Annotated in this window: 14 protein-coding genes; 5 read left to right on the forward strand and 9 right to left on the reverse strand. The window is 66.9% G+C overall.

Features of this window, described 5'->3' with window-relative positions:
• The first annotated feature begins 123 nt into the window (after positions 1–123).
• Both trpS and A4249_RS13605 read left to right on the forward strand, forming a co-directional pair.
• Positions 124–1,167 (forward strand): tryptophan--tRNA ligase, encoded by a 1,044-nt coding sequence (trpS, locus tag A4249_RS13600; protein WP_066555224.1) that lies wholly within the window; start codon positions 124–126, stop codon positions 1,165–1,167.
• Positions 1,167–1,631: an OsmC family protein gene (locus A4249_RS13605; RefSeq protein WP_066553558.1), complete on the forward strand. Its 465-nt coding sequence runs from the start codon at positions 1,167–1,169 to the stop codon at positions 1,629–1,631. Before trpS ends, A4249_RS13605 begins: the two co-directional genes overlap by 1 nt.
• Here the strand turns inward: A4249_RS13605 and A4249_RS13610 are convergent.
• The 5 genes from A4249_RS13610 to A4249_RS13630 are packed head-to-tail and all read right to left on the reverse strand — an operon-like array spanning position 1,628 to position 4,855.
• Positions 1,628–2,569 (reverse strand): NAD(P)/FAD-dependent oxidoreductase, encoded by a 942-nt coding sequence (locus A4249_RS13610; protein ID WP_231868712.1) that lies wholly within the window; start codon positions 2,567–2,569, stop codon positions 1,628–1,630. The genes A4249_RS13605 and A4249_RS13610 overlap by 4 nt on opposite strands.
• Positions 2,547–3,026 carry an Rrf2 family transcriptional regulator gene (locus A4249_RS13615; RefSeq protein WP_066553561.1) on the reverse strand — a complete coding sequence of 160 codons (480 nt, stop codon included), beginning with the start codon at positions 3,024–3,026 and terminating at the stop codon, positions 2,547–2,549. Before A4249_RS13615 ends, A4249_RS13610 begins: the two co-directional genes overlap by 23 nt.
• A 57-nt stretch (positions 3,027–3,083) precedes the next feature.
• Positions 3,084–3,833, reverse strand: coding sequence for a dienelactone hydrolase family protein (locus tag A4249_RS13620; RefSeq protein WP_066553569.1), 750 nt, complete (start codon positions 3,831–3,833; stop codon positions 3,084–3,086).
• A 52-nt stretch (positions 3,834–3,885) separates the two neighbouring features.
• A complete protein-coding gene (locus A4249_RS13625) occupies positions 3,886–4,524 on the reverse strand; it encodes an alpha-ketoglutarate-dependent dioxygenase AlkB (protein WP_066553571.1) in 639 nt (212 codons plus the stop codon).
• Positions 4,487–4,855, reverse strand: a complete 369-nt coding sequence (locus A4249_RS13630; protein WP_066553572.1) for a hypothetical protein — start codon at positions 4,853–4,855, stop codon at positions 4,487–4,489. The genes A4249_RS13625 and A4249_RS13630 overlap by 38 nt, the downstream gene beginning before the upstream one ends.
• Before the next feature lie 290 nt (positions 4,856–5,145).
• On the opposite strand from A4249_RS13630, the gene dnaK reads away from it, so the two are divergent.
• From dnaK to dapB, 3 genes are all read left to right on the forward strand, one after another.
• Positions 5,146–7,053 (forward strand): molecular chaperone DnaK, encoded by a 1,908-nt coding sequence (gene dnaK / locus A4249_RS13635; RefSeq protein WP_066553574.1) that lies wholly within the window; start codon positions 5,146–5,148, stop codon positions 7,051–7,053.
• Positions 7,054–7,228: 175 nt separating this feature from the next.
• Positions 7,229–8,431 (forward strand): molecular chaperone DnaJ, encoded by a 1,203-nt coding sequence (dnaJ, locus tag A4249_RS13640; protein WP_055755084.1) that lies wholly within the window; start codon positions 7,229–7,231, stop codon positions 8,429–8,431.
• Positions 8,428–9,177: a 4-hydroxy-tetrahydrodipicolinate reductase gene (gene dapB / locus A4249_RS13645; RefSeq protein WP_066553577.1), complete on the forward strand. Its 750-nt coding sequence runs from the start codon at positions 8,428–8,430 to the stop codon at positions 9,175–9,177. Before dnaJ ends, dapB begins: the two co-directional genes overlap by 4 nt.
• A gap of 72 nt (positions 9,178–9,249) precedes the next feature.
• Here the strand turns inward: dapB and dnaQ are convergent, their stop codons facing one another.
• The 4 genes from dnaQ to A4249_RS13665 are packed head-to-tail and all read right to left on the reverse strand — an operon-like array spanning position 9,250 to position 11,998.
• On the reverse strand, positions 9,250–9,972 hold the full coding sequence (gene dnaQ, locus A4249_RS13650; RefSeq protein WP_066553580.1) for a DNA polymerase III subunit epsilon: 723 nt from the start codon (positions 9,970–9,972) through the stop codon (positions 9,250–9,252).
• A 24-nt stretch (positions 9,973–9,996) separates the two neighbouring features.
• Complete coding sequence (coaE, locus tag A4249_RS13655; RefSeq protein ID WP_066553583.1) at positions 9,997–10,629, reverse strand: dephospho-CoA kinase; 633 nt, start codon at positions 10,627–10,629, stop codon at positions 9,997–9,999.
• Positions 10,626–11,456 carry a shikimate dehydrogenase family protein gene (locus tag A4249_RS13660; RefSeq protein ID WP_066553586.1) on the reverse strand — a complete coding sequence of 277 codons (831 nt, stop codon included), beginning with the start codon at positions 11,454–11,456 and terminating at the stop codon, positions 10,626–10,628. The genes coaE and A4249_RS13660 overlap by 4 nt, the downstream gene beginning before the upstream one ends.
• Complete coding sequence (locus tag A4249_RS13665; protein WP_197458552.1) at positions 11,453–11,998, reverse strand: Maf family protein; 546 nt, start codon at positions 11,996–11,998, stop codon at positions 11,453–11,455. Before A4249_RS13665 ends, A4249_RS13660 begins: the two co-directional genes overlap by 4 nt.
• Positions 11,999–12,036 lie beyond the last annotated feature (38 nt).

Here is a 12,036-nt window from a genome sequence, read left to right on the forward strand (position 1 = left end):
GGCGGCGAACCGATAAGCGCGAGGCCATGACGACCTCGGGCCTGATCCATGACCTGCGATGGCGCGGCTGAACCGCCGCCTGCCTCGCCACGCCTGCCTTTCGACCTTCCGAGACCCGATCCCATGACCGACCAAACCCCCGCCGTTGCGACCTTTGACGGCCCGCGCCGCATCCTGTCCGGCATCCAGGCCTCAGGCGCGCTGCACCTGGGCAACTACCTCGGCGCCCTGAAGCGGTTCGTGGAACTGCAGGACCAGGGCGCGCCGGTCTATGTCTTCGTCGCCGACATGCACGCCATCACCGTGTGGCAGGATCCGGCCAAACTGACCGCCCAGACGCGCGAGATCGCCGCCGCCTATCTCGCCTCGGGCCTGGATCCGGAAAAGGCGATCATCTTCCCGCAGTCGGCCGTGCGCGCCCATGCCGAACTGGCCTGGATCTTCAACTGCGTCGCCCGCCTCGGCTGGCTCGACCGGATGACCCAGTTCAAGGAGAAGTCGGGCAAGCACAAGGAACGCTCGTCGGTCGGTCTCTACACCTATCCCGTGCTCCAGGCGGCCGACATCCTGCTGTACAAGGCCACCGAAGTGCCGGTCGGCGAGGACCAGAAGCAGCATCTGGAGCTGACCCGCGACATCGCCGCCAAGTTCAACAACGACTTCGGCGTTGCCGGCTTTTTCCCCGTGCCTGAGCCGATCATCCAGGGGCCGGCGACGCGCGTTATGTCCCTGCGCGACGGGGCAGCCAAGATGTCCAAGTCGGATCCGTCCGACAACAGCCGCATCAACCTGACCGACGACGCCGACACGATCGCCTCCAAGATCAAGAAGGCCAAGACCGATCCCGAGCCGTTGCCGGAAACCCTGGACGGCCTGAACGAACGGCCCGAGGCCAAGAATCTGGTCGCCATCTATGCGGCGTTGGCGGGCCTTACCCGCGAACAGGTGATCGCACAGTTCGGCGGCCAGGGTTTCGGCGCCTTCAAGCCGGCGCTGGCGGATCTGGCGGTGTCGTCGCTGGCGCCCGTGACGGCCGAGATGCGCCGACTGATGGACGATCCGGCCGAGATCGACCGCGTGCTGAAGGCCGGCGCCGAACGCGCCGCCGAGGTCGCCGATCCCGTGGTGGACGAGGTCAAGAAGATCGTCGGCTTCTGGAGGGCGTAATGGGGGTCTATGAAGCCAAGGTCGTCTGGAACCGCGGCGACCAGCCCTTCCTGGACAAAGGCTACAGCCGCGCCCATTCCTGGAGCTTCGACGGCGGGGCGGTGGTGCCGGGGTCGTCGGCGCCCTCCAGCGTGCCCGTGCCGATGTCCGATCCGGCCGGCGTCGATCCGGAAGAGGCGATGATCGCCTCTCTGTCCAGCTGTCATATGCTGTGGTTCCTGGCCTTCGCCGCCAACGCCGGCCTGGTGGTCGACACCTATGTCGACGAGGCGTCGGGCAAGATGGGCAAGGACGAGAACGGCAAACGCTACCTCGCCGAGGTGACGCTGCGCCCCTTCACCAGCTTCACCGGCCGCGAACCCGATCAGGCCGAGATCGACGCCCTGCACCACCAGGCCCACGACCATGGCGAAATGGCCCATTCGGTCCGCGCAACGATCACGGTCGAGGCGACGATCGGCTAGGCGGCGACCGCCGTCTCTTCCTCGACCAGGGACCTGAACAGAGCGTGGGCGGCGATCATACCGTCCGAGGTCGCCAGGGTGATGTTGGAGGCGGCGCGCGCCAGGTCACCGGCGGCGAAGACGCCCGGCTGGGTCGTCTGCTGCATGGCGTCCACCTTGATTACTCGCCCCATCGGGGTGTCGGTCATCTCGCAGCCCAGCCGCTCGGCGAAGGGGCTGGCGACGCGCACATTGGCGCCGACGAAGATAGCCTTCAGGTCGACGAACCGTCCGTCGGTCAGCCGCGCGCCGCTCAGGTCCGGCGCCTCGCCCTCCAGCCGCGCGATGGGCGTGGCCTCGATGGTGACCCCGCGTCGATCCAGCAGATGGGCGTCCTCGGGCGACAGGCCCACGTCGAGATCCATGAACAGGGTGACCTGGCCCCATTCGGCGACCGTCGCCGCATACGGGACCGCGTGATCGCCGCGCCCCAGCACGCCGATGGGGCCGCCGCCGATCTCATAGCCGTGGCACCAAGGACAGTGCAGGGCGGTGCGGCCCCAGCGTTCCTTCACTCCCGGAATGTCGGCCAGCACGTCCTCGACCCCGTGCGACAGCAGCAGCCGGCGACCGCGCGTGCGCGTGCCGTCAGCGAAGGCGACCGAGAAACCGCCATCGATCCGTTCGACCTCGACCGCCTCCGCCATGCGGAAGGCGGCGGTCGGATAGGCCGCGACCTGAGCTCGAGCCGACGCCGTGATCTCAGCGCCGGGCTTTCCGTCATTTGTCAGGACGCCATGGGCGCGAGCGGCGAACCGATTGCGCGGCCGGCCGTCGTCGATGACCAGAACGCGGCGTCGCGCGCGGACCAGCTGCATGGCTGCGGATAGGCCGGCATAGGAGCCGCCGATGATCAGAGCGTCGTGCGGCATGACGTCAGGACTTTCGGGCGTGGGCATGCAGGAGGTCTCTCTTGGGATGTTCGGCCATGCGGCGCGAGAAATCCGCCGCCAGATCGGCCAGGGTTATGTCGTTCAGGCGCGCGATCAGAAGGGCGCGGGCGGCGGCGTAGGTCTCGGCCAAGGCGTCGTTGACCGCCGCCTCGACTAGGCAGCCGTCGGCCTCGACAGGCGGAGCGGCCGGAAACAGATCCGCGCCGCCGAGGGCCGCGTTCACCTGGCCCAGGGTGACCTGATCCAGCGGTCGCGACAGACGCCAGCCCCCGCCATGCCCCTTCTCCGACGCCACCAATCCCTGCTCGCGCAGACCGGCCATGGTTCGGCGCACCACCACCGGATTTGTCGAAAGGCAGACCGCCAGCTGGTCCGAGGTCATGGGCGAGCCGGTGCGTGTCTCACGCTCGGCCATGTGCAGCAGGGCGTGGAGGATGTTGGACAGCCGGGAATTCCTTTTCATGTAACTGCAATTGTTACGTGATGGATCGCCCGTCAAGAGCGCGGGTCAGTTTTCTTTTCAGCCGTGCGGCACGGCGTCGGTCAGGAAGGCGCCGAAACGGCGCAGGGCCTCGACTGTCAGTTCCGGATCGTGGCGCATTGGACCGTTGTTGGTGGGTTCGTCGAAGGCGTGGGTGCCCCCGGCGATCCAGCTTTCGACCTGGGAGCCGCAGTTGCGGATCATGGCGTTGACCTGTTCGGCGTTACGCACAGTCGTCAGGTGGTCGCGCTTGCAGGTAACGGCCAGAACGCGCGGGCAATGCCGCCACGGCTTCAACCGGTTGAAGGCGAACGGGCCGATATAGGGATAGGTCAGCCACACCGCCTTGACGCCGGACAGGTTGGCCTCGGCGGGATCCATCACGCCAAAGGCGCCGGGCGTCGGCGCGCCGCTCATCATCTCCATGATCGACCAGCCGCCGTGGCTCCAGCCGGCGAGGGCCAGCTTTGTCGCATCGACATCAGGGCGGGCCGAAACGCCCTGGATCGCCGCCAGCACGTCGCCCACCCGCTCATAGCCCCGGAACGACAGGCCCGTGCAGACCGCCGCCAGGGTGAAGACCCGGCCCCATCCGCGCGGGCCGTAGGAATCGATGATGAAGGCGCGCCAGCCCGCCGCCTTGGCGACCTCGGCATAGCGGGGCAGGTGATCGCGCAGCCCCCCGCAGCCATGAAACAGCAGCACCGCCGGGCGGGGCCGGTCGTCGTCGGGGCCCACGACGGTGACGTGGGGTTCGAGGCGGGCCCAGCGGCGCTTCAGATCATCCATTCCCGATTTACGCCGCAGCTTGTCGTCGAAAGCCAGTCCAAAAATCAGGCGCTCAACGCGCCCGGCGCAGCGTCAGGTTCAGCCGGCCGCCGCCGGGGATCAGGCGCGACGATCCGGCCAGCACGCGGTCGACGCCGTGACGGGCCAGGCGCGCGGGGCCGGTCAGGGCGCAGATATCGCCGCTGTCCAGCCTCAGCGTCGTGGTGCGTCCGCGTTCCGCCGCGCCGATGCGGAACGTCGCCGTGTCTCCCAGCGAGACCGACAGGACCGGTGCCCCGAGGTCGGCCTCGTCCTTGTCCTGGTGCAGGCCCATCTTCGCCGCATCGCGATACAGATTGACCAGACAGGCGTCCGGCGGCGTGGGCCAGCCGACCGTGGCGTCCCACAGGTCGAGCAGCACAGTCGGGATCGCGGGCCAGGGTCGCCCGGTTTCGGGATGGGTCGACTGATAGCGATAGCCGCCCCGGTCGGAGACCCAGCCCAGCCGCCCGAAGTTGCTCATCTGAACCGAAAAGGGCCGACCGCCCGGCGTGGTCGGCCGATAGAGGGGCGCGTCATCCAGCCGGGCGAACACCTCGGCGACCAGATCAGCCTGCGCCGCAGCATCGAGCGCCCCCGGCCAGAGCCGGAAGCCCTCGATAGCGGTCTTCACCTCAACGGGTATAGGTGTATTCGCTGACCTCACAGACATTGATGCGCGACCGCGTCAGCTCCTGACCGTTGGTGAACTCGGCCTTGAAGTCATAGATACAGGCGCCCGAGCCGTCATCGATGTTGATGCGCACATCCTGCCCGCTTTCCAGAACGTCCGAGCCCAGGATGTCCTCTTCCCAGTCGTCGCTGCGCGAATCCGACGCGTAGAAGCGCAACATGGTCCAGCCGGTGCGGTTCTTGATTGTGACGTGCCGATCATAGCCGTCACGCGACTGGATGGCCGGCGCCCCAGCAGGCGGCGCGGCGGCCGCCGCAGAGCCGATCAGAACGGCGGCGGCGACGGCGGCCTTGAGCATGATCTTGATCATTGTTTCCTTTCCCTTCCTCGATCGCGATCCCCAGAGCGCGATGCAAAATCTTATGCGCCGTAATCGCCGCGCCTGCATCTTCGAATTTCACCGTTCTTCGAAAGTGCTGAATCGCATAACGCCCTTGCGGGCCGGGGGGATTTTCCCATATCGGGGCCAGCTTCGGAGAAACCCCGCGAAACTTGGGGCTATCCAGCCTGATCCACGCCAACCCAACCGGGGGCGGTCACGCGCGGCGCTTCGTCGAAGGCCGCCGCATCGCCCGCCGAACCAGAGAGACTGAAGAACACATGGCCAAGATTATCGGCATCGACCTGGGCACCACCAACTCGTGCGTCGCCGTCATGGACGGCAAGACGCCGAAGGTGATCGAAAACGCCGAGGGCAACCGCACGACCCCGTCGGTCGTGGCGATCCAGGACGGCGCGGAAGTGCTGGTGGGCCAACCCGCCAAGCGCCAGGCCGTCACCAACCCGTCCAACACCTTCTTCGCGATCAAGCGCCTGATCGGCCGCAACTTCGATGATCCCGTCGTCGCCAAGGACAAGGGCATGGTGCCCTATGAGATCGTCAAGGGCCCGAACGGCGACGCCTGGGTGCGCGCCTTCGGCAAGGACTATTCCCCGCAGCAGATTTCGGCCTTCACCCTGACCAAGATGAAGGAAGCGGCCGAGGCCTATCTGGGCGACAAGGTCACCCAGGCCGTGATCACCGTGCCGGCCTACTTCAACGACAGCCAACGTCAGGCGACCAAGGACGCCGGCAAGATCGCCGGCCTGGAAGTGCTGCGCATCATTAACGAGCCGACCGCGGCGGCTCTGGCCTATGGTCTGGAAAAGAACGACGGCCAGAAGATCGCCGTCTATGACCTGGGCGGCGGCACCTTCGACGTCTCGATCCTGGAGATCGGCGACGGCGTGTTCGAGGTGAAGTCGACCAACGGCGACACCTTCCTGGGCGGCGAGGACTTCGATCTGCGTCTGGTCGATTACCTGGCCGACGAGTTCAAGAAGGAGCAGTCGGTCGACCTGCGCCAGGACAAGCTGGCCCTGCAGCGCCTGAAGGAAGAGGCCGAGAAGGCCAAGAAGGAGCTGTCGACCACGACCCAGTACGAGGTCAACCTGCCGTTCATCACCATGAACGCCTCGGGTCCGCTGCACCTGAACATCAAGCTGACGCGCGCCAAGCTGGAAAGCCTGGTCGAGGATCTGGTCCAGCGCACGATCGAGCCGTGCAAGAAGGCCCTGGCCGACGCCGGCCTGAAGGCTTCGGACATCGACGAAGTGGTTCTGGTCGGCGGCATGACCCGCATGCCCAAGGTCGTGGAAGCCGTGAAGGCCTTCTTCGGCAAGGAGCCGCACAAGGGCGTGAACCCTGACGAAGTCGTGGCCCTGGGCGCCGCCGTTCAGGCCGGCGTTCTGCAAGGCGACGTCAAGGACGTGCTGCTGCTGGACGTGACGCCGCTGACCCTGGGCATCGAAACCCTGGGCGGCGTCTTCACGCCCCTGATCGAGCGCAACACGACGATCCCGACCAAGAAGAGCCAGACCTTCTCGACCGCCGACGACAACCAGTCGGCCGTGACGATCCGGGTCTTCCAGGGCGAGCGTCCGATGGCGTCGGACAACAAGATGCTGGGTCAGTTCGACCTGATGGGCATTCCGCCCGCACCGCGCGGCATGCCGCAGATCGAGGTCGCCTTCGACATCGACGCCAACGGCATCGTCAACGTTTCGGCCAAGGATAAGGCGACCAACAAGGAGCAGTCGATCCGCATCCAGGCCAACGGCGGCCTGTCGGACGCCGACATCGACAAGATGGTCAAGGAAGCCGAGGCCAACGCCGCCACCGACAAGGCCAAGAAGGATCTGGTCGAGGCGCAGAACGCCGCCGACAGCCTGATCCACTCGACCGAGAAGGCCCTGGCCGAACATGGCGACAAGGTCGGCGCGGACGAGAAGACGGCCATCGAGACCGGCCTGGCCGAGCTGAAGACCGCTCGCGAAGGTACCGACCCGGAAGACATCCGCGCCAAGACCAACACCCTGGTCCAGGCTTCGATGAAGCTGGGTGAGGCCATGTACGCCCAACAACAGGGCGACACCGCCGCAGAAGGCCAGCCGGCCGACGACGGCGTGGTCGATGCCGAGTTCGAAGAAGTGTCGGACACGGACGGCGACGACAAGAAGAGCGCCTGATCCGTCACAGGTCGCTGAAATGATACGGCCCCGCTTGTCTTGCGATAGGCGGGGCCTTTTCATGAAACTTGCATCATTGGTCCCGGACCCCATGTCAGCCGGGACATCGATTTCGACCAACGCTCGATAAGAGGCGAGGCGAAAGCGAACGGGGAAGTATGAGGACGAACGCCCGATGGCGCGTGATTATTACGAAGTTCTGGGTGTCGAACGCACGATCGACGCCCCCGGCCTGAAAGCCGCCTACCGCAAGCTGGCCATGATCCACCACCCGGACCGCAACGGCGGGTCGGAAGAGTCGATGGCCAAGTTCAAGGAGTTGTCCGAGGCCTATACGGTGCTGTCGGACGACAACAAGCGCGCGGCCTATGATCGTTACGGCCATGCGGGCGTGAACGGCGGTGGGGGCGGCAATCCCTTCGGCCAGGGCGGCCAGGGCTTCTCGGACATCAACGACATCTTCTCCCAGGTCTTTGGCGATGCGTTCGGCGACGCGTTCGGCGGACGCCAGGGCCGGGGCCAGCAGGGCGGACCGCGCCGGGGCTCGGACCTGCGCTACGATCTCGAGATCACCTTGGAGCAGGCCTACAAGGGCGAAGACGTCGAGATCGACATCCCCTCGACCATGACCTGCGACACCTGCGAGGGGTCGGGCGCCAAGCCGGGGACCAAGCCCGTCACCTGCACCACCTGCCAGGGCGCCGGTCGCGTGCGCCAGGCCAACGGCTTCTTTCAGGTCGAGCGCACCTGCCCCCGTTGCCACGGCCAGGGTCAGATGATCGCCGATCCCTGCACCACCTGCCACGGGCACGGCCAGGTTCGCAAAACCCGCACCCTGAACCTGAAAATCCCCGCCGGCGTGGACGACGGTTCGCGCATCCGTCTGTCGGGTGAGGGCGATGCGGGCCAGCGCGGCGGACCGCGCGGCGATCTATACGTCTTCATCTCGGTCACGCCGCACGACCTGTTCGAGCGCGACAACCTGGACCTGCTGGTCACCGTGCCCGTGCCGATGACCGTGGCGGCTCTGGGCGGCGAGATCGACGCCCCTTGCCTGGTCTCCACGGCCTGCGACGGCAAGTGCAAGGCCTCCGTCGCCGTGCCGGCCGGCGCCCAGACCGGCAAGACCGTGCGCATCAAGGGCAAGGGCATGCCCCATCTGAACGGCCGCAATCGAGGCGATCTGGTCGTCGAACTGTTCGTCGAGACGCCCACCGATCTGACCGCGCGCCAGCGTGAGTTGCTGGAAGAGCTTGCCCTGTCGTTCGGGGAGGGGCAGAACCCCAGGAATTCCAGCTTTGCCGGAAAGGCGAAGCGTTTCTGGGCCGACATCCTGGGCAGTCAGGACGCGGACGGGTCGAAAGAGAACGCGGTTTGAGCGCAATCTTCCACGCCGGCATTTCCGGCTATCGCGGCCGGATGGGGCGTGCGGTCTCTCAGGTTCTGGACGCCCGCGAGGACGTGGTGGTCGCCGCCCGCTTCGATTGGGGCGAAACCGCCGACCTGTCGCTGTGCGACGTGATCATCGACTTCTCGACCCCGGCCGCCTCGGTGGCCCTGGCCCAGAGCGCGGCCGAGCGCGGCGGCCCGGCCTTGGTGATCGGTTCGACCGGCTTCACGGACGAGCAGGAGGCCGACCTGATGAAGGCCGCCGAGAAGGTCGCCATCGTCAAGAGCGGCAATTTCTCCTTGGGCGTGAACATCCTGATCGGCCTTGTCCAGCACGCGGCCCAACGTCTGGACGCCCAGGATTGGGACATCGAGATCACCGAGGCCCACCACCGCCGGAAAGTGGATTCACCGTCGGGCACGGCCCTGATGCTGGGCGAAGCCGCCGCCGAGGGGCGGTTTGCGGATCTGGATGACCTGCGCTCCAAACCCTACGACGGGGTCCAAGGCGAGCGCGAGAGCGGCAAGATCGGTTTTTCCTCCATCCGCGCCGGCGGCATCATCGGCGAGCATACCGTGCTGTTCGCATCGGAAGACGAGGTGCTGACCCTGAGCCACTCGGCGATCGATCGGTCGTTGTTTGCAAAGGGCGCTGTCGCCGCCGCCGCCTGGGTGCGGACGCGAGGCCCCGGTCTCTATGACATGCAGGACGTGCTGGGCTTCCGGCAGGCTTAGTTTTTTGAGGCGCTAACGCGCCGCGCTACGTTCGCGACGCGGTCGCTCTCTGCTTGCGCATCTATTGTGCGGTTACGCCGCGTCTTCCTGAACAGGCAGGCCGTAGGCTTCCCACAGTGAGCGGTCCTTAAGCGCCTTGGCGAGGAAGGCGACGTGGGCGGCCTGTTCCTCGGGCGTGGAGCGCGGCGCCAAGGGGCGAGGACGCTGGCCGTAGGCGGCGGTTTCGATGACGCCGCCGGGGCCACGACCGACCGGCGCGGACGACAGGTCCAGCACCCGTTCCTTGCCGCCGCGAAGCTCCAGATAAACCTCGGCCAGCAGACGGGCGTCGATCAGGGCGCCGTGCAGCGTCCGCTCGACCAGCGACACCTTGTAGCGTTTACATAGGGCGTCCAGCGAGTTGGGCATCCCCGGAAACCGCGTCTGGGCCAGTTTCAGCGTATCGATCCAGCGCGCCTCGCCGGTGATCGGCCGGCCGCACCGCGCATATTCGAAGTCGATGAAGTTGCGGTCAAAGGCGGCGTTGTGGGCGATCATCTGCGCATCGCCGATGAAGTCGATCAGGTCGTCAGCGATCTCAGCGAACTTGGGCGCATCCTTGACCTTCTCGTCGGTGATGCCGTGAACCCGGATGGCGTCGGGCGGGATCAGCCGCTCGGGATTGACGAACCGATGGAAGGTCCGCCCCGTCGGCAGCAGATCCTGGATCTCGATACAGCCGACCTCGATCAACCGGTCGCCCGTCTTGGGGTCGAAGCCGGTGGTTTCCGTATCCAGAACGATCTCGCGCGCCATTCGCCCTTAATGGCGGCATTCGCCTCAGCGCGAAAGGCTCGCCGCGCCGCGCCGGTGAGATATCCACGACGGGTCCAGAACGGCGGCGACGATCGCCTCGACCTCGTCCCGCGCGGCCTCCAACCCCCGGCCGGTGTCGATGACGAAATCGGCGCGGGCGCGCTTTTCGGCGTCCGGCATCTGGCGCGCCAGGATGGCGTCGAACCGTTCGCGGGTCATGCCGGGGCGGGCCAGGACACGCTCCGCCTGGATCGCCGGATCGGCGGTGACCACCACCACGGCGTCGACGGCCCTGTCTCCACCCGTCTCGAACAGCAGGGGGATGTCCAGAACCGCCAGTTTCACACCCGCCGAGCGCGCCGCCTCCAGGTCCGCCGCGCGCCCCTGGGCGACCAGGGGGTGGACGATGGCTTCCAGACGATGGAACGCGGTGTCGGCTTTCCCAAGGGCCTCGGCCAGACGCGTGCGATCGACCGCGCCGTCCACGATGACGCCGGGAAAGGCTTCGCCCACAGGACCGACCGCCTCACCGCCGCGCGCGTAGAGGCGGTGAACCGCATCGTCGGCGTTCCAAACGACGGCCCCCAGATCGGCGAACATGGCCGTCGTCGTCGACTTGCCCATGCCGATGGAGCCGGTGAGACCGAGCAGGATCATGCCGTCTCGCCCAGATGGGTCATCAACAGGGCGCGAAGATCGAGAGGCGGCGGCGCGCGGCGGAAAAGGGCTTCGAACGACGGCGCCGCCTGGCCGATCAACATGGCCAATCCATCCACTGTCCGCAGGCCGCGTTCGCGCGCCGCCGTCAGAAAGGGCGTAGCCAACGGTTTGTAGGTCATGTCCATAACCACCGTGCCGGGCGCGATCCGGTCGAAGTCGATGCTGGGCGCAACGCTCAGCGCGTTGATAACCAAGGCTGCGCCGTCAAAAGCGTCGCCTGCCGCCATGACCCGAACCGACGGCCCGAGATCGGCGGCCAGGGCCTGGGCGCGTTCGGGCGAACGGTTGACGATGCGAACCTCGGCGCCGGCCTCGACCAAAGCGCCGGACCCTGCGCGGGCCGCGCCCCCGGCGCCCAGCATCACCACCGGCCGCCCGGCCACGTCCAGGTCCGGCGCTTGTTCTTTCAGGCCGCTCATCAGGCCGATCCCGTCGGAACTGTCGGCCAGCACCCGCCCGTTTTCGAACTGCAGGATGTTGGCCGAGGACGTCAGCCGCGCCGCCGCAGTCGCCTGATCCGCCAGGGCGAAGGCCTGTTCCTTGAACGGGGCGGTGACGTTCAGCCCCATGATCAGACCCGCGCGCCCTGCCGCGACTAGGGACTCGAAGCCGGCCGCATCGGCAGGGGCGAAGGGGACGTAGGCGCCGTCAATAACGCCGGCCGCCAGCCAGGCGTTGTGGATGACCGGGCTAAGCGAATGGGCGACCGGATTCCCGGCGATCCCGGCGACCATGGCCGCCCCGGTTATGCGGTGCGTGCTCATGCCGCGATCACCCCAGCCCGACGCAGCTCTTTCAGCACCGGCCAGAGCGGCAGGCCCAGCACCGTGAAATAGTCGCCGTCCACCGCCTCGAACAGCTGCGAGCCCAGCCCCTCGAGCCGATAGGAGCCGACGCAGGACAGCAGGGCCTCGCCCTCGGCCGCCAGATAGGCGTCGAGGAAGGCGTCCGAGAAATCGCGCATCCGCATCTGAACCGTATCGACGCCGGACCAGACGATCTGGCCCTTGGTCGCCAATGCTGCGCCGGAATGCAGCTGGTGCGACTTGCCACGCATCGTTTTCAGCCGCTCGCGCGCCGCCTCCAGAGACCTGGCCTTGGAGACCAAGCCGCCGTCAAAGGCCAGGGTCTGATCCGAGCCCAGCACCCAGGCGGTTTCGTCGTCGCGTGAGACGGCCAAGGCCTTGGCTTCCGCGAGACGAACGGCGAGGGCGGCGGCGTCCAGGTCGGTCGAGACGGCCTTGATGGCGTCCTCGTCCACAGCGGCGACGCGCACCTCAAAGGCGACGCCGGCGTTTTCCAGCATGGCACGGCGGGCCGAGCTCTTGGATGCCAGGATGAGAG

The sequence above is a fragment of the Brevundimonas sp. GW460-12-10-14-LB2 genome, assembly GCF_001636925.1.
Taxonomy (GTDB): Bacteria; Pseudomonadota; Alphaproteobacteria; order Caulobacterales; family Caulobacteraceae; genus Brevundimonas; species Brevundimonas vesicularis.